A 25,954-nucleotide genomic window follows, 5' to 3' on the forward strand; every position below is an offset into this window, starting at 1 on the left:
TTTTTGTGCTATAAGAAGATTCATCGGTAAATCTCTTCTTTCTCCTAGATTTGTTTTCTATTTTTACAAAGAAATATTTTATGTCCGCACCGCTGTTTTCTTTTTTTCTCGTTTAGCGATATACTTATTTTTGATAAGAGAAGAAAGGATGAGCCACGTGCAGATTAAACAGGTGAAGATATCATTCGATCAAAAACTTGTACATGATTATATACATAACTACGAAAAGGTGAAGGAGTTCTATCCATATCACCCGTACCGGCAGAAGGATTACGAAGAACGTCTGGCATGGCTCGAGGCGCATCCGATTTTGCACCGCGTCGAACTTGTAGAAGGGCTTCTTGCGTTCAACAAAGAAATTGGCAATCATGCCCGTGCGCTGGAGAATATTGAAAAGCTGCGCCAGCCGGATACATATGTCGTAGTGGCTGGTCAGCAGGCAGGCGCGCTTACAGGGCCGCTGTATACGATTCATAAGGCGATTACGATTATTCGGCTTGCCGCTGAGCAGGAGCGGCTTCTGGGCAAGCGAATGATTCCTGTGTTCTGGATCGCAGGTGAAGATCATGATTATGAAGAAGTGAACCATGTATATACGCAGAGCGGCGGCTCCGACATTAAGAAAATAAAGCTGGAGACAGAATCGCCAGGGCGCGTCTCCATTTCCCGGTTACCGATAAAGCCAGAAACGCTGCGTGCATTCGTAGACGAATATTTCATTCAGCAGATTGTGACTGAGTTTTCTGATGAGCTAAAAGAAAAGCTGTATGAGTTTGCCGATGCTTCGGATACGTTGACAGGCTTTTTCGCGCGAACGATGGCTTGGCTGTTTGGGGAACAGGGACTGGTTCTTATGGATTCGGCGCTTTCCTTTGTCCGCCAATTAGAAAGGCCGGTGTTTGCCCGTGTTATCGAACAGAATGCGGAGTTAAACCAGGCGGTTGCTGCGCAAGGAAATAAGCTCGTAGCACTTGGTTATCATCGGCAAGTAGAGACCGACGAGACGAATGCACAGTTTTTCTTGTATAAAGGCAACGAAAGAATAGGCGTTACGCGGTTGCCAGACGGAACATTTAAAACACGAGACGGCAGTGAAACATATAAAAAAGAGGAACTTTTGGCGTTGCTTGAAGAACGACCGGATCGATTCAGTGCAAACGTGGTGACTCGCCCGCTTATGCAGGAGTACTTATTGCCCACGCTGGCATTTGTCGGCGGACCGGGTGAAATTGCATACTGGGGGTTGTATAGGAACAGCTTTATGCTTCTGGGATTTAACATGCCGCCTCTTGTTCCGCGCCTGACTTTCAGTTTGTTTGAAGGAGCGGTACAGAAAAGTATGCGGAAGTTTGGTTTAAGCGTAGAGGACGTATTGAACAGGCTGGAGGAGAAAAAAGAAGAATTTCTAGCTGCACAGGATACGCTTCACCTGGAAGACAAGTTTGCACGAGTGAAAGCCGAGATACAGGCGCTGTACGAGCCGCTGATCCGGGAAGCGGCCGGCATTGAACGCGGCCTTGAGAAGCTGGGTGAGAAAAACCTGGAGAAAATTCTTGAGCAGGTGGCATACTACGAAGGGAAAACCCGCTCCGCTTTTATTAAACGGCACGAAGCGGCGCTGCGGCAGTTTGACCGCATTAGAGCATCGCTCTTTCCATTGGACAAACCGCAGGAACGAGTTTACAATATATTTGGTTATCTTAATAAATACGGCATAACATGGTTTAGGGAGTTTGTTTCGTATCTATACGACATTTCGCCCGAACACTATGTCGTATGCATTGATTAAAAAACGGGGGGCTGACAATTTGAACACGATGGAAAAAAGCATTGTGCGCGATATGAGTCTGGCGCCAAGCGGTCATCTGAAAATTGATTGGGTAAAAGAACACATGCCGGTGTTAAACCGCATTCGCGAACAATTTGAAAAAGAGCAGCCGTTCAAAGGGCTGAAAGTTGCTATTTCGCTGCACCTGGAGGCAAAAACGGCATACTTGGCGAAAGTGATTAAAGCCGGCGGCGCTGACGTGACGATTACAGGCAGCAACCCGCTTTCCACACAAGATGATGTAGCGGCTGCGCTTGTTGAAGATGGTATTACAGTATTTGCTAAATACAATCCGAACCCGGATGAATATAAAGAGCATCTTATCAAAACATTGGAAACGAAGCCGGATCTGATTATTGACGATGGAGGAGATCTTGTCACCATTCTGCATTCCGAACGTCCGGATTTGCTTGCGCAGGTGCGCGGCGGCTGCGAAGAAACGACAACAGGCGTAATTCGCAACCGGGCACTGGAAAAGTCCGGCGAACTGAAATTCCCAATGATTGCTGTAAACGATGCGTATTGCAAATACTTGTTTGATAATCGCTACGGTACGGGTCAATCTGTTTGGGACGGCATCAACCGCACGACGAATCTTGTTGTGGCTGGCAAAACGGTTGTCGTTGTAGGCTATGGCTGGTGCGGACGCGGTGTAGCGCTACGTGCGAAGGGGCTGGGTGCCAAAGTTATCGTTACGGAGGTTGACGGCATTAAGGCCATCGAAGCGTACATGGACGGTTTTGAAGTCATGCCGATGGCGGAGGCCGCAAAGCATGGGGACTATTTCGTAACCGTAACAGGCAACCGCGACGTTATCCGTGGCGAACATATAGAAGTGATGAAAGATGGTGCAATTCTTTCTAATGCCGGTCACTTTGATGTCGAGATTAATAAGCAAGAGCTTGAAGCGCTTGCGGTATCCAAGCGCGTAGTACGCAAAGACATTGAAGAATATGTGATGAAAGACGGTCGCAAAATTTATCTGCTTGCAGAAGGACGTCTCGTAAACTTGGCGGCTGGGGACGGCCATCCGGCAGAAATTATGGATATGACGTTCGCACTGCAGGCTGTATCGCTCGCTTATGTTAATGAGCATTATAAAAAAATCGGTCCGCGCGTACTGAATGTACCTTATGAATTGGACGAAAAAGTGGCCCGTCTCAAACTAGAAGCTTTGGGACTGGGTATAGACACTTTGACCGAGGAACAAAAGGCGTATTTGGAAAGTTGGAAAGAAGAATAGGAAAAAGGTTATAATGTCGAATAGGTGTAATTACCTATTCGACATTTTTTTTATGATTTTAGCGCTAATTCAGCAAAACTTCCTATTTTTTTATAGAAGGATTTTCGTTTATAAGCTAGAATTACGTATGTGGTATAAAGTGGGGCAAAGTGGATGTCCGCGCTTTCACTCGCCTTTTTTTCAGGAATGACTGAATGTGTACAGGACAAGCAGGGCAGAGTAAATATACCGATCGTTTTGCTTCAATATGGTCTTATTGATAAAGGATGCGCCGTTATTGGCGTATCCAGCATTGAGATTTGGAGCCGGGCGATGTGGAAGGAATATGTCGCCCATTCCAGCGATATTTTAATGAAATTGCAGAAAAGATGATTGATTTTGATTTGTAGCAGGATACAAGGAGGAAATATGATGTTCCATCATATTACGGTGCTGCATCAGGAAGCAGTAGACGGCCTGGTGATTAAGCCGCACGGAATTTATGTGGACTGTACGCTTGGGGGCGCTGGCCACAGTTCGTTAATCGCGTCGCGCCTGACGAAAGGAGGCCGTCTTATCGCGATTGACCAGGATGATTACGCCCTTGCTTCCGCTAAGGAGCGGCTTGCGCCGTATATGGAACATGTGACGCTGGTAAAAAGCAACTTTCGCCGTATTGCGCACATATTGGACGAATTATATATCGAACAAATTGACGGCATATTGTTCGACCTAGGCGTTTCCTCTCCGCAGCTTGATGAAGCTGAACGGGGGTTTAGCTATAATGCGGACGCGCCGCTTGATATGCGAATGGATCGGACGCAGCCGCTAACGGCCCATGAGATTGTGAACGGGTGGCCGGAAGAAGAGTTGGCGACCCTTATTTTTGAATATGGCGAAGAAAAATTTGCTCGCCGTATTGCTAGAGAAATTGTACAGGAGCGCAAAAAGCGTCCCATCGAAACGACGGGAGATTTGGTTGAACTTATTAAGCGCGGCATTCCGGCCGCGGCAAGACGCACCGGACCACATCCTGCAAAGCGAACGTTTCAGGCGATCCGCATTGCGGTAAACGATGAATTAAACGCGTTTAGGGAAGCATTGGAATCAGGGATTGAGCGGCTTGCACCCGGTGGCAGGGCAAGTGTTATTACGTTCCACTCGCTGGAAGATAGAATTTGTAAACAGACGTACCAAGAATACAGCAAAGGATGTGTATGTCCACCGGATTTTCCGCAATGTGTTTGCGAGAATAGACCGGTTTTGAAAATTATTACACGTAAGCCGATTGTACCTAAAGAAGCCGAATTGAAAGAAAACCGCAGAGCTCGTTCGGCGAAATTGCGGATTGCTGAAAAATTAGCAAATTAGGAAAAGGGGGAGAGGTAGCATTGCGTTTATACAATCAGGGAAATCTCGCCGCGCGTATCGAACAGAAGCCGAAGCAGCGCATGATTCAAAAGAAAAGGGTTACAATTCGCTACGGCATTAGCTCGGGAGAGAAATTGCTCTATTTTTTCGCGATTATTGCTCTTGTGGGTGTATCCACGCTCATCGTCGCTCGCTATGCGCAAATTTCCGACTATAACTATCAAATTCTTGAGACAAAGAGCGAGATGAAAAAAATGACAGAGGAAAACGGAGAGCTTAGAGCGAAAATCGATGAACTGAGCAAGCCAGAAAGAATCCGCAGCATCGCCGAACAAATGGGTTTGAGCAAGCTTGACAATACGGTTCGCGTATTCAAAGGCGGTACGGCCTCGAATTAGGGGGACATAGAAATGAAAGATATAAGAAAGAAAATTAACCTGCGTACGTTTTTCATAGGGGGGCTATTTACGCTCTCTTTTTTTGCGCTTATTTTCCGCACGTTCTGGATTCAGTATATTGATAGCCCTGAATTGCTTGTCAAAGCCAAAGATACATGGGAGAGAAGTAGCGCGCTTAACCCGAAACGCGGCGAGATTGTAGACCGCAATGGTCAAGTTCTCGCTTATCAGGGAAAAGCGTATACCGTTATCGCGCGTCTAAAGCCGTACCCGAATGACAAAAAAAATACAAACTATGTGAGCAATCCTGAAGAAACAGCGTCCAAATTAGCTCCCATTCTTGACATGCCGAAAGAAAAAATTTTACAGCGTCTTATGCGCAAAGACGTAGACCAGGTAGAAATCAGGCCAGGTGGTTGGAAAGTTCCGAAAGAAACCGCTGATAAGGTAAAGGAGCTTAACCTTCCAGGCATTGGATTATATGAAGAATCACGCCGTTATTATCCGTACGGCACATTTGCTTCTCATGTGATAGGCTATACCAACCTAGATGGAGAAGCGAAGATGGGGCTTGAACGCCAGATGGACGAGCAACTGCGCGGAGAAAAAGGAAGTCTGAAATTTAGAAAGGATCGGCTGGGCAACCAGCTTCCGGGAGGCGTGGAGTCGTACAAGCCGGCCAAAGACGGAAATAAAGTTGTGCTGACGCTGAACCACCAGATCCAAAGCTATGTCGAGGACGCGCTGAACCAGGCGGACGCTAAATATAAAATGAAGAGCGTTAGCGTTGTGGTAGCAGATCCGAACACTGGTCAGATTCTGGCGATGGGCAGCCGCCCTAGCTTTAATCCGAATGCTCCCAAGGATATTCAAAATTTCACGAATCCGGTTGTCAGCGCGGAATTTGAACCGGGTTCCACATTTAAAATCGTCACACTGGCTGCGGCGATTGAAGAAAAGGAGTTTAATGCGAACGAATATTATAAGTCCGGAACTTACAAGATCAAAGGCAGTCCGCCAGTTCGTGACCATAACCGCGGCATTGGTTGGGGCTGGATTACGTTTAAGGAAGGTGTGAAGCGTTCCAGTAACGTGGCGTTTGTTATTCTCGGATACGACAGACTGAAAAAAGATAGGTTGTTTAGCTATCTGCAAAAGTTTGGCTTCGGTGGGAAAACCGGGATTGAACTGCCGCATGAGGCGCGGGGTTCATTCGATCCAAATCGGAAATATTATCCGCGTGACATCGCGTCTATCACGTTCGGACAAGGTGTAACTGTTACGGCGATTCAGCAGGTGGCGGCAGTTGGTGCGATCGCGAATGGCGGCAAGCTGATGAAGCCATATATTGTAAAAGAGATTCGTGACCCGAAAACGAACGAGGTGATCCAGGAGTTTAAGCCGCAAATGGTTCGCCGCGTTGTGTCCGAAGATACGGCAAAGCAAGTGCGCGATTTGCTGGATGCGGTTGTCAACGAGAAGCATGGAACCGGCCAACCGTTTGCGCTGCCGGGCTATCATGTCGCCGGTAAAACGGGAACTGCTCAGGTAGCGCGTAATGGACATTATGTGCGCGGTAAATATATTAACTCCTTTATTGGTTTTGCGCCAAAAGATAAGCCGAGACTGCTTGTTTATGTGATGGTGGAAGAGCCGCAAATTGATACACCGTCTGCGGGCGGCAAAATTATTGCGGCCCCGATTTTTAAGTCTGTTATGGAGCGCAGTCTCCAATACTTAAAGCTCTCGCCGGATGAGACGGATGGCCACACGACAGAAATCATGGGCGATGAATCGACCGTTATGCCGGATCTTATCGGAAAAAACGTTAGTCAGGCGAAACAAATCTTAGGGCAGGCCGGCCTTCGCGCCGAAATTCTTGGAAACGGAAAAACGATTGTCAGGCAATATCCGAGCGCGAAAGCGGAGTTGACCAAAGGAAGTGCTGTGTATATATTGACCGTTAAAGATGGAACGCAGATGCCGAATTTGACGGGCAAAACGCTGCGTGAAGTAATGGAGCTTGCTTCGCTGCTCGATATCCAAGTGACCGGCATTAACGGGGAAGGCTACGTCATCACTCAGAGTATACAGCCAGGAGCAAAAGTGAAAAAAGGCGACAAGCTGGCGGTGACACTGGCGCCGAAATCAACGACAGGCGCGGCGCAGCCGGAAGGAGAAAAAGCGAAAAAGCACAAGGAAGAAAGTGGTGAACAGAACATAAAAACGGCGAACTAAGGAAAGCCCGTTCTATCTTTTTTCTTCATCGAATAGGGTTATTGTTGAGAGTATAATATGCGGACGGGCATACACGCGTCCGCGTATCCATTCGATGAGGGGGGAGAAAGGACGTGCGTGTATCCGGAGTTACCGTTCGACGCCGTATTTTTATTGCGATGCTGCTTGGGTTTTTTATGTTCCTATTGCTTATCACACGCCTTGGATATGTACAATTATGGAAAGGATCTGGGCTTACGGACATGGCGGAAGAATTGTGGACGCGCAACATTCCGTTTGAAGCCAAGCGGGGACGGATTCTCGATCGGAATGGGGAAGTGCTTGCGTACAATATTAGCGTACCTTCCGTTTTGGCCATCCCGGCCCAAATCAAAGACAAATCCATGACCGCACGCAAGCTGGCGCAGGTTCTAAAAGGAAATGAAAAAGAAATACTCAAAAAAATTAGCCAGCGTCAGTTGATTGTGCGCGTGCCGGGAGGCCGCCGCATTTCCCCGGAGGTGGCCAAACAGGTGCAGGCGTTGAATTTGCCTGGCATTCAATTGACGGAAGATAGTCAGCGTTATTATCCACGTGGCGCGTTTTTGTCCCATGTGCTCGGCTTCACCGGAGTGGATAACCAGGGGTTAACCGGGATTGAGCGCGTGTATGATGAACAACTAAAAGGGAAGTGGGGCTATATATCGTTCGGCGCAAATGCAGCCGGTCAGAAAATGCCAGGTCTTTCGGAGCGATTTACTCCGCCGGAGGACGGGAAGGATTTGCATTTGACGATCGATGCTAATATTCAAGCCATTATTGAGCGGGAGCTAGACCAGGCGATGGTTGTATACCAACCGGACGATGCGCTTGCGATCGCTTATTCGCCAAAAACCGGGGAAGTGTTGGGAATGGCGAGCCGGCCGAACTATGATCCGGGCCGGTACAAAGAATATCCGGTTGAGACATATAACCGAAACTTGCCGATCTGGAAAACGTATGAGCCGGGTTCCACGTTCAAAATTATTACTTTGGCGGCCGCGCTGGAAGATAAAAAGGTTGATTTGGATAAGGACACGTTCAACGACCCTGGATTTATCAAAGTGGCGGGTGCGACATTGCGCTGCTGGAAGCGAGGAGGACATGGCCATCAAACGTTTTTAGAAGGCGTAGAAAATTCATGTAACCCCGGTTTCGTTCTGCTAGGCCAGCGTCTTGGCAAAGAGCGCTTGTTTCACTATATTAAAGAGTTCGGATTCGGCAAGCGGACGGGGATTGACTTGCTTGGCGAGGAAAATGGTGTGCTATTTTCACTTAACCGTGTCGGACCAGTGGAACTTGCTACCACGGCGTTTGGTCAAGGGGTATCGGTGACGCCCATCCAACAGGTGGCGGCGGTCGGTGCCGCGATTAATGGCGGCAAGCTGATGAAGCCGTATATTGCCAAAGCGTGGTATGATTCAAAAACCGGCAAGATGCTAGAGGAAAACAAGCCGAAGGTGGTGCGTCAGGTGATTTCGCCTGAGACGTCCGCCAACGTGCGACGTGCGCTGGAAAGTGTCGTAGCGAACGGTACAGGGCGCAATGCCTATATCGACGGGTATCGTGTCGGCGGCAAGACGGGAACCGCCCAGGTGGTAGAAAACGGGGTTTACTCGAAGAACAAGCATATTGTATCGTTTATTGGGTTTGCACCAGCGGATGATCCGCAAATCATTGTGTATACAGCTATTAACAATCCGAAGGGCATTCAGTTCGGGGGGCGTGTCGCTGCGCCGATTGTACGTAACATTCTCGATTCTTCATTGCGTTATATGAAAGTTTTGCCCCGAACACAGCAGATGGAGAAAGAGTATCAGTATACGGACAAAAAAATCGTTCAGGTGCCGAATCTTATCGGCATGGAACGTAAAGATATTACCGGTTCCTATTATTCTTTCCCTCTTGATATTTCAGGCAGAGGCAGTAAAGTCACTTACCAGTCACCGCAACCGGGAACAAGAGTAGAAGAAGGCTCGACCATTCGCGTCTACCTGGGTGACAAATGAAACAAAGAGCATTAAAATATATGCGGATATGCATGAGAGATAGAAAGCGGATTTTCCGTCGGAAAGAAGGAGAAGGGTAATGCAACTAGAACAGTTATTGGCACCTCTTGCCCTGTGGCGCGCCACAGGAAATGTGAAAACAAACATTACAGGGATTGAAGTTGATTCGCGTAAAGTAAAGCCGGGCGACTTGTTTATATGTTTGCCCGGTTTTACGGTCGACGGACATGATTTCGCCGTGAAAGCCGTAGAGCGAGGCGCGGTGGCCGTACTTGCCCAACGTGAGGTAAGCGTGCATGTTCCGGTTGTGTACGTGCCGGATACAAAGCGCGCGATGGCTGTGCTGGCAGACCGGTTTTTCGGCCATCCAACGCAACACATGAAAATCATCGGGGTAACTGGAACGAACGGCAAGACGACGACCACGTATTTAATTGAGCGTATTCTGGGAGAAGCCGGTCATCCAACCGGCATCATCGGCACGATCGAGATGCGCCTGGGTGATGAAGTACGGGAAGTGAAAAATACGACGCCTGAAGCGCTCGACTTGCAGCGTGCGTTTCGCTGGATGAAAGACAAAGGAGCAGAATACGCGGCGATTGAAGTATCTTCACATGCACTGGATATGGGACGTGTACGCGGCGTGCGTTTTGCGACAGGCGTATTTACCAATCTAACGCAAGATCATCTTGATTATCATAAAACGATGGAGAATTACTTGCAGGCAAAAGGCCTATTGTTTTCACAGCTTGGCAATGAGTATGATAATGAGCGGATGAAATACGCTGTGTTGAACGCGGATGATCCGGCGAGCGAAACGTTTGCGCGGATAACCCCGGCGCAGATCATTACATATGGTATTCGTAATGCAGCGGATGTACGCGCGAGAGATATTTTGATTACGGCCAACGGTACGCGCTTGACGATTGATACGTTTGTTGGGAGCATGACGCTTACGCTTCGCATGATTGGCAACTTCAACATATACAATGCGCTCGCTGCCACTGCGGCTTGCCTTGTAGAGGGCATACCGCTTGAGCAGATTAAGGCTACGCTTGAAAAAGTGGAAGGTGTGCGTGGCCGCTTTGAGAGAGTGGATGCAGGACAGGACTTCACGGTTATCGTTGACTATGCTCATACGCCGGATAGTCTGGAAAATGTATTGAAAACAATCCGCGAATTTGCGGAAGGCAAAGTGTATTGCATTGTTGGTTGCGGCGGCGACCGCGACCGGACAAAGCGCCCGATTATGGCCTCTATTGCAGCGCGCTACGCGGACGTGGCTGTGATTACGTCCGACAATCCGCGCTCTGAGGATCCTAAGGCCATTATAGACGAGATGGTGGCTGGCCTTATCGCCGATGGCGTAAGTGAAGAGCGCTACTTTACGCGCGTGGACCGTCGGGAAGCCATTCGTGAAGCGATTCACAGGGCAGCGCCGAGCGACGTGGTGCTCATCGCCGGCAAAGGCCATGAAACGTATCAAATTTTAAAAGACAAAACCATTCATTTCGATGATAAAGAAGAGGCCTATCAAGCCATACTAGAAAAGAAAAAGTAGGATGAGGAGAAAATAGAAAGGAGGGCGCACAATGCTAGTACGGGTTTTGTTTTTTTCGATCGCTGCAGCTTTTTTGATTGCGGTTCTTCTCGCTCCGCTCTTCATTCCTATTCTAAGACGCTTGAAGTTTGGCCAGACAATCCGCGAGGAAGGACCGAAGGGGCACCAAAAAAAAGCGGGTACACCGACTATGGGCGGAATTATTATTTTGCTTGCGCTGACTTTTACAGTGATTAAATTCGCGAATCAGTCGGTCGAGATATTTCTGTTGCTTTTTATTACACTGGGCTATGGATTAATTGGTTTTCTTGATGATTTCATCAAAATCGTGATGAAGCGAAATCTCGGGCTGACCGCAAGACAAAAATTGTTTGGTCAACTCGTAATTGGCGGCGTATTTTATTATGTGCTGCTCCGCAACGGTTATGACACAATTGTTTCGATTCCCGGTACGGATTGGGGCATAGAGCTGGGATGGCTGTACTTGCCTCTTGTATTGCTTATGACTATCGGCGCTTCTAATGCCGTCAATTTGACAGACGGACTGGACGGGTTGTTAGCGGGAACGAGCGCGATTGCATTCAGCGCATATGCGGTAATTGCCTGGACAGCCAGCCAGATGAATATCGCTATTTTTTCGGCTGCGGTCGTCGGGGCAGTGCTTGGTTTTCTTGTATTTAATGCGCACCCTGCCAAAGTGTTTATGGGGGATACGGGTTCTCTTGCCCTCGGCGGCGCGCTGGCAGGCGTCGCGATTTTAACAAAAACAGAAATCTTGCTTGTGATTATTGGCGGGGTATTTGTGATGGAAGCCCTGTCTGTTATCATTCAGGTTATTTCATTCAAAACGCGAAAAAAACGGGTATTCCGCATGAGTCCGTTGCACCATCATTATGAGTTGGGCGGCTGGTCCGAATGGCGAGTAGTGGTCACCTTTTGGTTTGCCGGACTGATTTGCGCAAGCCTGGGCGTGTATATTGGGGTGTTGAGCTAATGTCAGTAGAAGAGGGAAAAGCGTTATATCAAGGGAAAAGAGTCCTGGTGCTTGGCCTCGCCAAAAGCGGGGCCGCTGTGGCGCGCGTGTTGAAGCATTGCGGCGCCTTAGTAACGGTAAATGAAAAAAAGCCGGAAAGTGAATGTGAGGAGGCAAGAGATTTGCGGGCGGAAGGGATTGATGTTATTTGCGGGGGGCATCCCGACGACATTGTAAATCCGTCCGTCGATTTCGTAATAAAAAATCCGGGGATTCCGTATTCGGTCGTACCGATTCAAAAGGCGCTTGCGCTTGGCATTCCAGTAATAACGGAAGTGGAAGTCGCATATGAACTGTCGGATGCGCCCATTATTGGAATCACTGGCTCGAATGGTAAAACGACGACCACTACACTGATTGGGCGCATGCTGGAGGAAAGCGGTCTTCATCCGGTTGTGGCTGGCAATATTGGCACACCGTTGAGTGAACAGGCGGCCCAGGCAAAGGCGGAGCAGACGCTGGTGGCAGAGTTGAGCAGTTTCCAATTGAAGGGCACGCGACGGTTCCGTCCGTCCATTGCCTGTCTGCTGAACGTGTATGACGCGCATTTGGATTATCATAAAACAAAGGAAGACTACGTACATAGCAAAAGCAAGCTGTTTGCGAATCAAACAGCCGAAGATGTGGCTGTACTGAATTATGATAGCGAGATTTGTCGGGCGCTTGCGGCTGATATAAAGGCCGCTCTTCTTTGGTTCAGCACAAAGCAAGAGGTGGAACAGGGAAGCTTTGTTCGTGGAGACGAAATCGTATTTAAGCGCCCGCAAAGCGGAAGATTAGCGCAAAAACTGTCGGAAGCCCCGGAGATAGAGAAAGTGCTTCGTCTGGATGAACTGGCGCTTCCGGGAACACATAATCTGGAAAATATTTTGGCGGGTGTCTCTGTGGCGCGTGCTGCCGGGGCGAGTATAGAAGCGATTCGGCGCGTACTTCGCACATTTGCCGGGGTGGAGCACCGGCTTGAATTTGTGGCGGAAATTAATGGGGTTAAATACTACAACGATTCGAAGGCGACCAATCCGGAGGCGGCGAGCCGGGCACTTGCTTCGTTTGTCGCGCCAATTATCTGGATTGCAGGTGGTCTTGACAGGGGCATTGATTTCAAAGAGCTTGTGCCACTTCTAAAAAAGCGCGTTAAAGCGGTCATCACATATGGACAAACAGCAGAAAAATTGTTGGCTCGGGCGGAAGAAGCAGGGATTATTCGCAGAAAGCGCGTCGATAATGTTACTGACGCGGTTGCGCAGGCCCGACTGATCGCTCAGGAAGGGGATGTGGTACTGCTCTCGCCGGCGTGTGCCAGCTGGGATATGTACAAATCGTTCGAAGAGCGGGGGGTCTTGTTTAAGCAATCCGTGCATAAGCTTAAAACAAGCCTGTAACCGCTGTTTGAACGTTTGATCCAAAATCAGGGGATTGAACGGACAGGCAGCTGGATGCAGTAAATTCTGTGCTGTAAGAGGTGTTTATGTTGATAAAGGCCCGTTCAACTCCTGATTTTATTATTATTGTTGTTACACTTGTACTGCTGGCGGTCGGTGTCGTTATGGTGTACAGTTCGAGCGCGGTTGTCGCTGCACAGAAAGGCGACCCGTTCTTTTTCACCAAACGGCAGCTTATTTTTGCGATTCTCGGTATTTTCGCTATGTTTGTGACGATGAACATTGATTACTGGATATGGAAAAAATGGGCAAAACCTGGCCTTTACTTTTGCTTCTTTTTGCTTGTTATTGTACTCCTTATCGGTAAGGAGGTTAACGGAGCAAAAAGCTGGTTGGGAATTGGTGCATTCGGAATTCAGCCAGCGGAGTTTACGAAGTTAGGTATGGCTATTTTTCTGGCCAAATGGCTTTCGGATAACCAGAAAATGATTGTTTCGTTTACGAAAGGTTTGGCACCAACGCTCGGCATTGTATGCCTTGCATTTGGTCTTATTATGATGCAGCCTGATCTTGGAACTGGCACGGTATTGCTTGGTACTTCAGTATTGATGATTTTCATCGCTGGAGCAAAAATGAAGCATTTGTTTGGGCTTGCCTTTCTCGGCGTTCTCGGGTTCGCTGGCCTTATTTTAGCGGCGCCGTACCGAATAAATCGGATTACCGCCTTTCTCGACCCGTGGAAAGACCCGCTTGGCGATGGATACCAGATTATCCAATCTCTATACGCCATTGGGCCTGGCGGTTTAATGGGGCTTGGCATCGGTATGAGTCGCCAGAAATTCTTGTATTTGCCGGAACCGTATAACGATTTTATTTTTTCTATCCTTTCGGAAGAGCTTGGATTTATCGGCGGTGCGACAGTGCTGTTGTTATTCTTACTGCTGCTGTGGCGCGGTATGAGAATTGCAATTACGGCGCCCGATTTATTCGGTAGCTTGCTTGCGACGGGGATTATTGGTATGCTGGCGATTCAAGTGGTTATCAATGTCGGTGTTGTTACCGGTATGTTTCCGGTAACGGGAATCACCCTACCTTTTCTGAGCTACGGCGGTTCTTCCCTCACGCTGATGCTGACGGGAATTGGGGTTCTGCTAAATATTTCACGCTATTCTCGAATCTAAGTGCACGGATTAAAATAGAGAGAAAATGAACAATAGAGGAGACAGGTGGTGCGAGTATGGATATTGTTATTAGCGGGGGCGGCACAGGCGGACATATTTATCCGGCTCTCGCCCTTATTAAAGAAATCAAACGGCACGAGCCGGGCTCCCGCGTATTATATATTGGAACAGAAAAAGGGTTGGAGTCGGAAATTGTGCCGAAAGAAGGGATTCCGTTTGAGTCGGTGTATATTACTGGCTTTAAGCGGAGTCTTTCGTTTGAGAATGTAAAAACAATCATGCGATTTTTTAAGGCGACCCGCCGGGCGAAACGTCTTATCCGGGAATTTAAGCCGGATGTTGTCGTAGGCACCGGCGGTTATGTTTGTGGTCCGGTTGTATACGCCGCGAGTTCGCTCGGTATTCCCACGCTGATTCATGAGCAGAACGTAATTCCAGGTCTGACCAATAAATTTTTGTCTCGTTATGCGGATCGAGTGGCGGTTACATTCTCCGGGTCAGCTTCGTACTTTCCACAGGGAAAAACGGTGGTGACCGGAAATCCACGGGCTACGGAAGTTGCGCACGCGGACGGACGGGCCGGGCTCGTTTCGCTACATGTTCCATCAGGGAAAAAATATGTTCTTATTGTTGGCGGAAGCCGCGGGGCGAAAGCGATTAACGAAGCAGTGATTCAAATGGCACCGAAGCTGTGTGATTATCCGGCTTACCATTTTATTTATGTAACGGGAGAGGTCCACTACGATAAAACAATGGAAGCTATAAAAAATCAGGGCGGTGTGCCGGAAAATATGACGATCCGTCCTTTTATCTATAATATGCCTGAAGTGCTGGCTGGTATTGATTTAATCGTAAACCGGGCAGGCGCATCTTTCCTAGCGGAGATTACTGCGCTCGGCTTGCCGTCTATTTTGATTCCTTCTCCTTATGTAACAAACAATCATCAAGAAAAAAATGGAAGGTGGCTGGAAGAACAGGGCGCATCGCGCGTGATTACTGAGTCGCAATTGAACGGTTCTCTTCTTCTTGCTGAAATTGACGCTATCCTGCGTGACAGCGCGCGAGTGGATAGAATGCGCCAGGCGGCAAAAGCGCTTGGTCAGCCGAATGCCGCCACACTCATATACAAAGAATTACAAGCGATCACCTGCGCCTAGCTGTAACACAGCGAGCGGGTTGGGCATACATTATTCTAGGCGCGTGACCCGTGGAAGCAGTGCGTACCAGGCAGGGGATTCACTCAAGGAGGTTCTATCATGCAGGAGCTAATCAGAGAGTTGAAAGAAGCTAACATTGGAACAGTGCTTATCAATGAGCCGCTGGCAAACCATACAACATGGAAAATCGGCGGCCCGGCAGATATTCTTGTTGAACCGACTGACAAGATGGCGTTAGCTCGCAGTATGAAACTCGTTCACAAGCATAATGTACCTTGGTATGTGCTGGGCAGAGGCTCAAATATGCTTGTGCGGGACCGAGGAATCCGCGGCGTTGTCTTTAAACTGGCTGATGGATTTAATCACCTCGCTTTTAATGGGGAAGAGATAGAGGTGGGTGCTGGCTATTCGTTTATTCGATTAGCTGTCATGGCCGGGAAAGAGGGATTAACCGGGCTTGAATTTGCCGGTGGCATTCCCGGTACGGTGGGCGGCGCCATTTATATGAATGCAGGCGCACACAATTCTGACGTTTCACGCATTCTTAAATCGGCTGAAGTGTTGCTCGAAACAGGGGAATTGGTGATTTTTTCCGCCGACGAACTCGGGTTTAGTTACCGCACGTCCATCTTGCAGAAGAGGCGGGGCATTGTTGTAAGCGCGGTGTTTAAGCTGGCTTACGGCGACCGTAAAGAGATCGCCCGTCATATGGCAGCATATAAAGATAGAAGACGCCAGACACAGCCGTTGTCGCTGCCGTGCGCGGGAAGCGTGTTTCGTAATCCGCCAGGCGACCACGCCGGACGTTTAATTGAAAGCGCGGGACTTAAGGGGCTTCGGGTCGGCGGTGCACAAATTTCGGAGAAGCACGCCAATTTCATCGTAAATCGAGGGAACGCGACGGCCCAGGATGTCCTCGACCTGATGGAACAAGTAATAAAAATCGTAAATGAACGGTATAATATTAAACTTGTTCCGGAAGTATTGGTGGTGGGCGAGGGGTAAACGGAGGTGAAATCTTGGAGTCATTCGTAATAGAGGGGGGAACCCCTCTTTCAGGAGAATTGCGCATTCAAGGCGCAAAGAATGCGGCACTTCCGATTCTTGCGGCTACCGTGCTGACCGGAGGTTCCTACACCATCTACGATGTACCCCGTCTCTCTGATATTGATGTAATGCTTAAGATTTTGACAAAACTTGGTGCCGTATGCAGTCATACAGGAACGACTGTTCACGTAGATACGACGAATCTTTCTTCTTCGTTTGTTCCACAAGATCTAATGGGGCAGATGCGTTCTTCTATCTTTTTAATGGGGCCGCTTTTGGCGAGATTCGGGCAAGTGACGCTTTCACGTCCGGGCGGCTGTGCTATCGGGGAGAGGCGCATCAATCTTCATCTTAAAGGATTGAAAGCTCTCGGAGCCACAATTACGACTCAAGACGGATTGATTCATTGTACAGCTAATAAGCTCAAAGGTAGCGTCATCTTTCTTGATTATCCGAGTGTCGGAGCTACGGAGAACATTATGATGGGAGCGGTGTTGGCAAAAGGGGAGACCATTCTTTCCAATGCAGCGCGTGAACCGGAAATTATCGATTTGCAAAATTTCCTTAACCGTTTGGGCGCGCGCGTACGCGGCGCTGGAACGGATCGGATTATCATCGAAGGGGTCTCCCGACTTCATGCCACAGATTATCAGGTGATTCCCGATCGGATTGTAACCGGGACGATGATGCTGGCGGCGGCTATTACACGCGGAAGCATTACTTTGCGAAACGTCAACCCAATGCATCTTGTGTCTTTGTTAGATGTTGTCAAACAAAGCGGTGTTGAAATCACATATGGGCATGATATAATTACGGTAAAGGCCAGCAGATCATTTCGCGCCATTGATCGAATTATGACGGCACCCTATCCTGGATTTCCAACCGACATGCAATCTCAGATGATGGCGTTTCTTTCACTGGCACGAGGATGCAGTATCATTAAAGAGACGGTGTTTGACGGGAGATTCCGGCATGTGAATGAATTATGTCGGTTGGGTGCTGATATTTACGTGGATTTGAATACGGCTTTTATTCGTGGTGTGCCGCGTTTATCGGGCGCGGTAGTAGAAGCAACTGATTTGCGAGCCGGTGCGGCGCTGATTATTGCCGGGCTCGCTGCGGAAGGAGAAACGAGAGTGACGCAATCCTATCATATTGATCGCGGTTATGATAGGATTGAAGACCAGCTTGTGAGTCTGGGGGCTCGTATTCGGCGGGTTCAGTGAAGCGGCACTTTCAACAAGCATATTTTGTGCATGTGAAGCGGCATATGGGAGTATGCCGCTTTTGTAAGTTTACAGGTTTAAAAGCGGAGGAATACGGAATGGCGAATATAGAAAAAATCCCGCGTTTACGGAAGGAAAACCGGAAGAAAAGGACGAACCGCCAATTGCTTATACTGCTGTTGCTATTTTTTCTCGTGTTACTCCTCGTTCTTTTTTTTCAATCCTCTATCAGCCGGGTACAGGATATTTCCGTAACCGGAGCCCAACTTGTGTCTCCGGGAGAAGTGATCAAACAATCTCACCTTCATTTTGATATGCAGTATTTGCTGGTGAATAAAGAGAAAGTAGCCACCTCTATCGTATCAGCGATTCCTGCGATTGAAAGCGTAGAAGTGCGTAAAACGTTTCCTGGGAAAATTGAACTGGTGGTTAAAGAACGCCCACGTGTGGCGTTTTTGATGAATAACCGCGGCGAACTTTATCCGGTAACAAACAAAGGCGTTGTCTTGCGACAGTATCCGTCGAGCGACGAAATGGTGGACAAGCCGATTATCCGGTTGTGGAAGACAGAGCAGCTGTTGCCTGAATTTGCGGAGCAACTCGACAAGTTAGATCCAGGAATTCGTCGACAAATTTCGGAGATTAGGCATGAACCTACGAAAAATAATCCAGATCGTCTCATTCTTTTTATGAAAGACGGTTTTGAGGTTCATACCGTAATCCAGGATTTTGCGGATAATATGGCATGGTACCCTTCATTTGTACAGAGCTTGAAGCGGGAAGGAAAGACGGAAGGGATTATTAATTTATCAGAGGTGAAGTGGTTTGAACCGTATAAGCAGCAACAAACAAACGGTAATAAACAACCTTAAGATTCGTAGAATCCACGTATACTTAGCGCTTGTGTTCCTCGTATTTGGATTTATTGTTGCTTATTCGGTGCAGTTGACCATGGAAGGTGCAAGCAATGTTCCTGCTTCAAGCGATAGTGAGTGGGAGAAAAAAGTTAAGCTAAATGAAAAGCTTATCCAGGAAAAAGAAACGAACGAGGAACTGGAAAAAAGATTGCAAAAGTTGCGGCTGGAAGTGAATCAAAAAGAAAAGGAACTGTCGGAAAGACAGGCAGTTTCTCGACAGGTATTGAATGAATTGGAACAAATGCGAATGAAGGCGGGATTGATACCGGTTGTCGGATCGGGGGTGACGGTCACACTTGAAGACAGTAAATCGGCCCGCAGCTTTAATAATGTTGCCGACGGGATTGTGCACGATCAGAATATTCGGGATGTGGTCAACGAATTATTTGCTGCTGGTGCGGAAGGTATCGCCATCAATGATCAACGTTTGGTGGGCGGTTCAAGCGTCCGCTGTGTCGGGCCGACAGTGATTGTCAATGATACAAAACTTGCGCCTCCGTTTGTGATTAAGGCGATTGGTGACAAGGAAACTCTTCTTTCAGCTCTAAAATTGCCCGGTGGGGTCATTGACATGCTGAAGCAACGTACGATTGAAATTACCATCAACAGTTCAGACAAAATTGAACTGCCGGCCTATGTCGGTGAAACGCAAGCGAAGGCGTCGACAGAAGCCTAAAGCATCAAGGGAATGATAGTTTGACATCACTTTTTCCCTTATAACGTCGATGAATGTTAGTATCTTAAGGTGTATTTAATAGGAGCGGTAAGGAAGCGATGAAAAATGAAAAATAATCGACAGGTCCCATTCATAATTACAGTAATAAGTATTATTATTGGGTTCATGCTAGCGCTCCAATTTCGCTCAAATCAGATGATTTTTGCAACGGAACGCCAAGACTTGTTTCAACTGCGTCAGAATGTACAAAAAGAAATGGAGCGTCACCAGAAGCTATTAAATGACATTTCCAAGTATGAAAAACTGTTGAGAGAATATGAAACGTCGATGAATGAAGGCGGGGGGCTTTCTGTCATTCAGGAAGAGTTTGCCCGCATTAAAAGAGAGAATGGTTTTTCCGATGTGACGGGACCTGGCGTGATTATTACGATTGAAGATAATCCTGTCGCCCCAGGAATGAACAAGCTTCAATCTCCAGTTATTGACCAAGATTTAACCGATTTGACAAGCCTGTTATTCGCGAACGGTGCCAAAGCGATCGCCATTAACGGGAATCGGTTGATCGTGAGCAGTTCCATTCGTACCGTCGGTGAAGGCATTCAGGTAGATACAAAGCCAATTGAGATGCCTTATATTATAAAGGCAATCGGAGAACCACAGAGCTTGGAAGCTGCGCTGCGCCTTCCCGGTTCGGACCGTGAATCAATGGAAGCCTGGTTTCAATTTTTAAATAAAAAGTTTATCATTCAAAAATCGGAAAGCGTGACGGTTCCCGCGTATCAAGGAACTGTAAGAGTAAAATATATGAAGCCTATGGAACAAAAAGGAGCGTCGTAAGCGAATGTGGTTACCAATTCTCGGTTTAGTCATTGGTGTGATTCTCGGGCTATCATTTCAATTCCGGGTACCGGAGGAATACAGCAGCTATTTGTCCATCGCAGTGCTGGCCGCCCTTGACACCATTTTTGGAGGCTTGCGCGCATATTTGCAGAATTCCTTTGACATTAAAGTATTTATGTCGGGCTTTTTCTTTAATACGTTACTGGCGGCCGGGCTTGCTTTTCTTGGCGTGTATATGGGGATCGATTTGTATTTAGCGGCCATTTTTGCTTTTGGCGTTCGCCTGTTTAACAATATTGCTGTGATCCGCCGTATACTCATCGGGCGCTGGTTCAGGGAAAAAGAGGAGAAAACGCTCCCTTAACGCATATTTTTTATAAATTTTCGCGTTGAAAAAAGAGGGGAAATACTGCGCGATGTGGAAGTAAATACAGTACATCATTTTTATTGCTACGCTAGACACTACCAAAAATAAAAATAGAGGAGGTGCCAAATTTGAACAGCAGTGAATATATTGTCAGCTTAGATATTGGTACATCCAAAGTCAGAGTAATCATTGGAGAAATTAACAGCGGAACCATTAATATTATTGGGGTTGGAACGGCGGATTCGCATGGAATAAAAAAAGGTGCCATTGTAGATATTGACGAGACTGTGCAATCGATTCGGGAAGCCGTAGAAAAAGCGGAGCGTATGGTCGATTTGCCGATCCGTCATGTTGTGGTCGGTATTTCAGGCAACCATATTCAGTTGCAGCCGAGCCACGGAGTGGTTGCTGTGTCCAGCGAGAACAGAGAGATTACGGACGAAGATATTGAACGTGTAATGAAGGCGGCGCAGGTGATAGCCGTTCCCCCGGAACGCGAAATTATCGATGTGGTTCCTATTCAATATATTGTTGACGGCCTTGGAGAAATCAGCGACCCAAGAGGTATGATGGGCGTACGCCTCGAGATGGAAGGTACGATCATTACAGGAGCAAAGACTGTCATACATAACCTCGTACGCTGCGTAGAACGGGCGGGATTATCCATCGCCGGAATGTACCTTATGCCGCTTGCATCCAGTGAGATTGCGTTGACGAAGGATGAAAAAAATTTAGGGGTAGTGCTTGTGGATATCGGCGCCGGTTCTACGACAGTGTCAGTATTTGAGTCAGGAACGCTGAACGCTTTTTCCGTGTTGCCAATCGGTGGCGATTATATTACAAACGATATTGCGATCGGATTCAGGACGACAACAGAAGAAGCGAAGCAAATTCAATTAAACAGCGGGTGCGCGCTTATCGAAGAAGCGAGTGAGGACGAGCGCTTTCTTGTGAAGCGGATAGGGAGCGATGTGGAGAAGGAATATACCCAGTTAGAATTGGCTAATGTGATTGAACCTCGTGCTGCGGAAATTTTTAATTTGGTAGAAGACGAATTATATCTTATGGGTTATGATACAAGCATACCGAATGGTTTCGTATTGACCGGGGGAGTGGCCAATATTCCGGGTTTGTTAGAGTTGGCGCGTTATGAGCTACAGGCCCCTGTGCGGATTGCGATTCCGGATTACATAGGTGTGCGTGATCCATCCTATACAACGGGAGTGGGGCTGATCAAATACGCGTCCAAATACTATATGAATCAGATGCCTCAGCAACCGGAAGTGAAACAGCCTCAGCCGAAAAGCAAAAAAACGAATAATGCACTGAAAACTTCAAAAGAGCTGAAGGAACATGGGGGAGTTTTCAAGAAGGTTAAGGAATGGTTTAGTGAATTTATTTAGAACTGTGTGCATGATAAGTGAGGGGGACTTTTATACATGTTAGAATTCGACTTGGAAATGGATACGCTAGCGCAGATAAAGGTCATCGGTGTTGGCGGCGGTGGGAGCAATGCGGTAAACCGGATGATCGAAAGCGGGATTCAGGGCGTTGAATTCATCGCAGTCAATACTGATTACCAAGCGCTTAATCTGTCAAAGGCGCAGCATAAGCTGCAAATTGGCGCCAAGTTAACGCGCGGGCTTGGCGCTGGAGCCAATCCGGAAGTTGGAAAGAAGGCGGCGGAAGAAAGCCGTGAACAAATCGAACAGGCGCTACGGGGAGCCGATCTTGTTTTCGTGACTGCCGGAATGGGTGGTGGGACGGGAACAGGAGCTGCTCCAGTCATCGCGGAAATCGCAAAAGAAATCGGAGCACTTACAGTAGGCGTTGTAACCCGTCCATTTACATTTGAAGGTCGTAAACGCGCCGTGCAAGCAGAGCAGGGGATTATCGGACTAAAAGACAAGGTTGACACGCTTATTGTCATTCCAAACGATCGGCTGCTAGAAATTGTTGATAAAAATACTCCAATGCTTGAAGCGTTTCGTGAGGCGGATAACGTGCTTCGCCAGGGTGTGCAAGGCATTTCCGACTTGATTGCCGTACCGGGATTAATTAATCTTGACTTTGCTGATGTGAAGACGATTATGACGGAGCGGGGCTCTGCACTTATGGGGATTGGGATTGCTACGGGAGAAAATCGGGCGGCCGAAGCGGCGAAAAAAGCGATTTGTAGTCCGTTGCTTGAGACATCGATTGACGGCGCGCGCGGCGTGCTAATGAATATTACTGGTGGTACGAATTTGAGTCTATATGAAGTAAATGAAGCGGCCGATATTGTTGCTTCTGCTGCTGATTCGGAAGTAAACATGATTTTTGGTGCTGTAATTAACGAGAACCTGAAAGACGAGATCGTCGTGACAGTCATTGCGACCGGATTTGAAGAGTCACAACAACAAATGGCGCGCCGACCACAAATAGATGCAGGTCGCGATAAGGCGCTAAGCGTGCAGAACTTGCGACCGCTGCGTCGTACAAATCAGGCTGAGCCGGAGCGAGACAGCGAAGAGCCACAAATTCTGTCCCGTCCAGAGCCGCGTCAAGCTCCATCATACAGCGGAATGGACAATCTTGACATTCCGACATTCCTGCGCAATCGCAGACGCAAAAATAAAGAAAGATAGCTGGAATAGCAAAAGCCTTGAGTGAAATGCAATCACTCAAGGCTTTTGGCTTGAAAAATGGGAATAACTTATCTTTATTATAGAACATACATTTTCAAAAAGCGAGTGCGGCATATTCATGATTTACTTTTCCTCTTTTTCCCTTTATTATGTCATATCCTGTCTAAAATTCCTCTCATATTTTGTCTTAATTTTTCATACGATTTAAGGACAATGCCATCTTTTTCTATGTGATAATAAGAACACGAGAAAATGGGAGAGGAGGTTCAGAACGAATGTGACGGTGTATGCCGACATGGTATTTGTTATCAATATGGTTATTGATTATATGTTGTTGTTTTTAACCGGTCATATTTGTCGTCAGCCTCTTCGAAAACGCAGGTTGTTACTCGCTTCCGCCGTTGGCGCCGCGTATACGGTTTTTTTGTTTTTTCCGCCCTTATCCTTCGCGTTTACTTTTCTTGCGAAATTTATTTTTTCTTGCATTATGATTTTGCTTGCGTTCCGCTGGACGAGAATATGGACTACGCTTCGTCTTCTTGGTGCCTTTTACGCTGTTTCCTTTTTTATCGGCGGTGGGCTCATGGCTACCCACACTATGCTGGAATCCAAGAGTGAAGTCGTAAATGGGATCGTATTGACGCATACAGGCTCTGCTGGAACGAATCCGACATTTCTATTTATTGCTTTTGGTTTTCCAATTTTTTGGTGGTGTACACGTCACGGGTATTATAGCGTGAAAGCCAACCGGCAGGTTGATGTGCAGCACGTCTGTCTTGAAGTGGATGTGTTTGGTCACACGATTCGCTGCCGCGGCTTTATTGATACAGGCAACCAATTGCATGATCCGTTGTCACGCATCCCCGTCACTATTATGGAAGCCGAATTGTGGAAAGAGGTATTGCCGGATGGAATTTTGCGGCAGATATATTGTGAAGAAATAGATATTGCAAGCGCCGTGCCTGACGGAGAGGAAAAGTGGTTAGAAAGAATGAGATTTATCCCGTACTGTACGGTATCCAGCAAAGCAAGTTTTCTTATTGCTATTCGTCCGGACGAAGTGCGGGTATATGCGGGTAACAAAACATATCGTTTACGCCGGATGTTGATTGGTTTGCGAGCTTCCCCGTTATCTGCGGATGGAAGCTATCAGGCGGTAGTACATCCAAAAGCGACGGCAGAAAAGGATGAGCTCGCTTCCTAACGATAAAAGGAGGGATACAATGATTGCAAAGCTACGCTTGCTAGTACAATTGTGGTGGTACCGATTCCTTATTAGCATTGGCGCGAAAACCGAAGAAGTTCATTATATCGGCGGCAGTGAAGCGCTCCCGCCTCCGTTAAACCGTGAGGAAGAAGACTATTTGCTAAGCCGTTTACACACCGGGGATCCAGCTGTTCGCTCCATCTTGATTGAACGAAATTTGCGACTTGTTGTATATATTGCCCGCAAGTTTGAGAATACGGGCATTAATATCGAAGATTTGGTTAGTATCGGAACCATTGGCTTGATTAAAGCTGTTAATACGTTTGATCCGGAAAAGAAAATTAAGCTTGCAACATACGCATCCCGCTGCATTGAAAACGAAATTCTTATGTTCTTGCGTCGTAATAGCAAAGTTAAATCGGAAGTGTCGTTTGATGAGCCACTTAATATTGACTGGGATGGGAACGAATTGCTGCTGTCCGATGTACTAGGCACAGAGAACGATATTATTTACCGTGATCTGGAAGAACAAGTGGACAAAAATCTTCTGTATAAAGCGCTTGATAAACTGTCGGAACGCGAGCGTATTATTATGGAAATGCGTTTTGGGTTAAATGGGGAAGAAGAAAAAACGCAAAAAGACGTAGCCGATATTCTCGGCATTTCACAATCTTACATTTCCCGCCTTGAAAAGCGCATTATTAAACGGCTTAAGAAAGAGTTTAACAAAATGCTATAATAACCGCATGAATTGCGTGATAATTCGAAAGCGAATGTATCATGTCGATGCTGCATAATTTTTCCCTTCGCGGAGATACTTATCAGTAACGCTGGCTCCATTAGGAGGGAAAATACGTGACACGCAACAAGGTAGAAATCTGCGGAGTGGACACATCCAAGCTTCCTGTGCTAACTAACGCACAAATGCGGGAATTGTTTGTCCAACTGCAAAATGGAGATTATGCAGCAAGAGAGCAACTAGTGAATGGCAACTTGCGCTTAGTGTTAAGTGTAATCCAGCGCTTTAACAATCGCGGAGAATACGTGGATGACTTGTTTCAGGTGGGCTGCATTGGGCTGATGAAAGCCATAGACAATTTCGATTTGAGCCAGAACGTCAAGTTTTCTACGTATGCTGTCCCGATGATTATTGGGGAAATCCGCAGGTACCTTAGGGATAACAATCCCATCCGCGTCTCCCGCTCATTGCGAGATATTGCGTATAAAGCGTTGCAAGTAAGGGATGCGCTAACGAATAAAAATTCCCGTGAACCTACTATTATGGAAATCTCGGAAGAATTAAACGTTCCGAAGGAAGATGTAGTGTTTGCTCTGGATGCAATTCAGGATCCAGTCTCGTTGTTTGAACCGATTTATCAGGACGGTGGTGACCCGATTTTTGTTATGGATCAAATCGGCGACGAGCGAAATAGGGATAGCCAGTGGACAGAAGAGATCGCGTTGCGGGAGGCGATGCAGCGGCTCACGGAAAGAGAAAAATTGATTCTTTCTATGCGCTTTTTTGAAGGAAAAACCCAGATGGAAGTTGCCGAAGAAATCGGCATTTCCCAGGCGCAAGTATCGAGGCTGGAGAAGGCCGCCATATCGCAGATGTATAAGCACGTACAGTGAAGAAGTGAGTGGATCAA

At 47.4% G+C, this 25,954-nt stretch carries 23 protein-coding genes; all 23 read left to right on the forward strand.

Annotation, left to right across the window (positions count from 1 at the left end; genetic code table 11):
• Window positions 1–148 precede the first annotated feature (148 nt).
• Window positions 149–1,789 carry a bacillithiol biosynthesis cysteine-adding enzyme BshC gene (bshC, locus tag BLR88_RS00260; protein WP_057898299.1) on the forward strand — a complete coding sequence of 547 codons (1,641 nt, stop codon included), beginning with the start codon at window positions 149–151 and terminating at the stop codon, window positions 1,787–1,789.
• Between the two features lie 19 nt (window positions 1,790–1,808).
• Window positions 1,809–3,071 (forward strand): adenosylhomocysteinase, encoded by a 1,263-nt coding sequence (locus BLR88_RS00265; protein WP_057898300.1) that lies wholly within the window; start codon window positions 1,809–1,811, stop codon window positions 3,069–3,071.
• Between the two features lie 186 nt (window positions 3,072–3,257).
• Window positions 3,258–3,443 (forward strand): division/cell wall cluster transcriptional repressor MraZ, encoded by a 186-nt coding sequence (locus tag BLR88_RS00270; RefSeq protein WP_236781981.1) that lies wholly within the window; start codon window positions 3,258–3,260, stop codon window positions 3,441–3,443.
• 36 nt (window positions 3,444–3,479) lie between these two features.
• Complete coding sequence (gene rsmH / locus BLR88_RS00275) at window positions 3,480–4,421, forward strand: 16S rRNA (cytosine(1402)-N(4))-methyltransferase RsmH (RefSeq protein WP_408863243.1); 942 nt, start codon at window positions 3,480–3,482, stop codon at window positions 4,419–4,421.
• Between the two features lie 20 nt (window positions 4,422–4,441).
• Window positions 4,442–4,819, forward strand: a complete 378-nt coding sequence (gene ftsL, locus BLR88_RS00280) for a cell division protein FtsL (protein ID WP_057898303.1) — start codon at window positions 4,442–4,444, stop codon at window positions 4,817–4,819.
• 12 nt (window positions 4,820–4,831) lie between these two features.
• Window positions 4,832–7,057: a PASTA domain-containing penicillin-binding protein gene (locus BLR88_RS00285; protein ID WP_091259570.1), complete on the forward strand. Its 2,226-nt coding sequence runs from the start codon at window positions 4,832–4,834 to the stop codon at window positions 7,055–7,057.
• Window positions 7,058–7,170: 113 nt separating this feature from the next.
• Complete coding sequence (locus tag BLR88_RS00290) at window positions 7,171–9,084, forward strand: stage V sporulation protein D (protein ID WP_091259573.1); 1,914 nt, start codon at window positions 7,171–7,173, stop codon at window positions 9,082–9,084.
• A gap of 79 nt (window positions 9,085–9,163) precedes the next feature.
• On the forward strand, window positions 9,164–10,645 hold the full coding sequence (locus BLR88_RS00295) for a UDP-N-acetylmuramoyl-L-alanyl-D-glutamate--2,6-diaminopimelate ligase (protein ID WP_091259576.1): 1,482 nt from the start codon (window positions 9,164–9,166) through the stop codon (window positions 10,643–10,645).
• Between the two features lie 31 nt (window positions 10,646–10,676).
• Window positions 10,677–11,639: a phospho-N-acetylmuramoyl-pentapeptide-transferase gene (gene mraY / locus BLR88_RS00300; RefSeq protein ID WP_057898306.1), complete on the forward strand. Its 963-nt coding sequence runs from the start codon at window positions 10,677–10,679 to the stop codon at window positions 11,637–11,639.
• Complete coding sequence (gene murD, locus BLR88_RS00305; RefSeq protein ID WP_091259579.1) at window positions 11,639–13,060, forward strand: UDP-N-acetylmuramoyl-L-alanine--D-glutamate ligase; 1,422 nt, start codon at window positions 11,639–11,641, stop codon at window positions 13,058–13,060. The genes mraY and murD overlap by 1 nt, the downstream gene beginning before the upstream one ends.
• 89 nt (window positions 13,061–13,149) lie before the next feature.
• Window positions 13,150–14,241 carry a stage V sporulation protein E gene (gene spoVE / locus BLR88_RS00310; RefSeq protein ID WP_091259658.1) on the forward strand — a complete coding sequence of 364 codons (1,092 nt, stop codon included), beginning with the start codon at window positions 13,150–13,152 and terminating at the stop codon, window positions 14,239–14,241.
• A 56-nt stretch (window positions 14,242–14,297) separates the two neighbouring features.
• Window positions 14,298–15,398, forward strand: a complete 1,101-nt coding sequence (gene murG / locus BLR88_RS00315) for an undecaprenyldiphospho-muramoylpentapeptide beta-N-acetylglucosaminyltransferase (protein WP_091259582.1) — start codon at window positions 14,298–14,300, stop codon at window positions 15,396–15,398.
• 99 nt (window positions 15,399–15,497) lie between these two features.
• Entirely contained in the window at window positions 15,498–16,403 is a 906-nt protein-coding gene (gene murB / locus BLR88_RS00320) for a UDP-N-acetylmuramate dehydrogenase (RefSeq protein WP_057898309.1), read from the forward strand.
• Between the two features lie 14 nt (window positions 16,404–16,417).
• On the forward strand, window positions 16,418–17,671 hold the full coding sequence (gene murA / locus BLR88_RS00325) for a UDP-N-acetylglucosamine 1-carboxyvinyltransferase (RefSeq protein WP_057898310.1): 1,254 nt from the start codon (window positions 16,418–16,420) through the stop codon (window positions 17,669–17,671).
• Between the two features lie 98 nt (window positions 17,672–17,769).
• Entirely contained in the window at window positions 17,770–18,543 is a 774-nt protein-coding gene (locus BLR88_RS00330) for a cell division protein FtsQ/DivIB (protein WP_162265005.1), read from the forward strand.
• The gene (locus BLR88_RS00335) at window positions 18,497–19,264 is read left to right on the forward strand and encodes a DUF881 domain-containing protein (RefSeq protein ID WP_057898312.1); all 768 of its coding nucleotides are present in this window, start codon (window positions 18,497–18,499) and stop codon (window positions 19,262–19,264) included. Before BLR88_RS00330 ends, BLR88_RS00335 begins: the two co-directional genes overlap by 47 nt.
• A 105-nt stretch (window positions 19,265–19,369) precedes the next feature.
• Entirely contained in the window at window positions 19,370–20,101 is a 732-nt protein-coding gene (locus BLR88_RS00340; RefSeq protein ID WP_057898313.1) for a DUF881 domain-containing protein, read from the forward strand.
• 4 nt (window positions 20,102–20,105) lie between these two features.
• Complete coding sequence (locus BLR88_RS00345) at window positions 20,106–20,468, forward strand: small basic family protein (protein ID WP_057898314.1); 363 nt, start codon at window positions 20,106–20,108, stop codon at window positions 20,466–20,468.
• Between the two features lie 131 nt (window positions 20,469–20,599).
• On the forward strand, window positions 20,600–21,874 hold the full coding sequence (gene ftsA, locus BLR88_RS00350; RefSeq protein WP_057898315.1) for a cell division protein FtsA: 1,275 nt from the start codon (window positions 20,600–20,602) through the stop codon (window positions 21,872–21,874).
• Between the two features lie 36 nt (window positions 21,875–21,910).
• Complete coding sequence (ftsZ, locus tag BLR88_RS00355) at window positions 21,911–23,098, forward strand: cell division protein FtsZ (RefSeq protein ID WP_057898316.1); 1,188 nt, start codon at window positions 21,911–21,913, stop codon at window positions 23,096–23,098.
• 283 nt (window positions 23,099–23,381) lie between these two features.
• A complete protein-coding gene (gene spoIIGA / locus BLR88_RS00360) occupies window positions 23,382–24,302 on the forward strand; it encodes a sigma-E processing peptidase SpoIIGA (RefSeq protein WP_302846652.1) in 921 nt (306 codons plus the stop codon).
• 19 nt (window positions 24,303–24,321) lie between these two features.
• Complete coding sequence (gene sigE, locus BLR88_RS00365) at window positions 24,322–25,044, forward strand: RNA polymerase sporulation sigma factor SigE (protein WP_057898318.1); 723 nt, start codon at window positions 24,322–24,324, stop codon at window positions 25,042–25,044.
• A 116-nt stretch (window positions 25,045–25,160) separates the two neighbouring features.
• A complete protein-coding gene (gene sigG, locus BLR88_RS00370; protein WP_057898319.1) occupies window positions 25,161–25,937 on the forward strand; it encodes an RNA polymerase sporulation sigma factor SigG in 777 nt (258 codons plus the stop codon).
• Window positions 25,938–25,954 lie beyond the last annotated feature (17 nt).

It is taken from the genome of Aneurinibacillus thermoaerophilus, assembly GCF_900099925.1.
Classification (GTDB): Bacteria; Bacillota; Bacilli; order Aneurinibacillales; family Aneurinibacillaceae; genus Aneurinibacillus; species Aneurinibacillus thermoaerophilus.

Bases quoted from the DNA above. Each gene is read 5' to 3' on its own strand.
- BLR88_RS00345 (WP_057898314.1), top strand. From the start codon at position 20,106: ATGTGGTTACCAATTCTCGGTTTAGTCATTGGTGTGATTCTCGGGCTA.
- BLR88_RS00340 (WP_057898313.1), top strand. From the start codon at position 19,370: ATGAAAAATAATCGACAGGTCCCATTCATAATTACAGTAATAAGTATT.
- BLR88_RS00270 (WP_236781981.1), top strand. From the start codon at position 3,258: ATGACTGAATGTGTACAGGACAAGCAGGGCAGAGTAAATATACCGATC.
- BLR88_RS00295 (WP_091259576.1), top strand. From the start codon at position 9,164: ATGCAACTAGAACAGTTATTGGCACCTCTTGCCCTGTGGCGCGCCACA.
- BLR88_RS00330 (WP_162265005.1), top strand. From the start codon at position 17,770: ATGGCGAATATAGAAAAAATCCCGCGTTTACGGAAGGAAAACCGGAAG.
- rsmH (WP_408863243.1), top strand. From the start codon at position 3,480: ATGATGTTCCATCATATTACGGTGCTGCATCAGGAAGCAGTAGACGGC.
- mraY (WP_057898306.1), top strand. From the start codon at position 10,677: ATGCTAGTACGGGTTTTGTTTTTTTCGATCGCTGCAGCTTTTTTGATT.
- murG (WP_091259582.1), top strand. From the start codon at position 14,298: ATGGATATTGTTATTAGCGGGGGCGGCACAGGCGGACATATTTATCCG.
- murD (WP_091259579.1), top strand. From the start codon at position 11,639: ATGTCAGTAGAAGAGGGAAAAGCGTTATATCAAGGGAAAAGAGTCCTG.
- BLR88_RS00285 (WP_091259570.1), top strand. From the start codon at position 4,832: ATGAAAGATATAAGAAAGAAAATTAACCTGCGTACGTTTTTCATAGGG.
- murB (WP_057898309.1), top strand. From the start codon at position 15,498: ATGCAGGAGCTAATCAGAGAGTTGAAAGAAGCTAACATTGGAACAGTG.
- sigE (WP_057898318.1), top strand. From the start codon at position 24,322: ATGATTGCAAAGCTACGCTTGCTAGTACAATTGTGGTGGTACCGATTC.
- bshC (WP_057898299.1), top strand. From the start codon at position 149: ATGAGCCACGTGCAGATTAAACAGGTGAAGATATCATTCGATCAAAAA.
- ftsZ (WP_057898316.1), top strand. From the start codon at position 21,911: ATGTTAGAATTCGACTTGGAAATGGATACGCTAGCGCAGATAAAGGTC.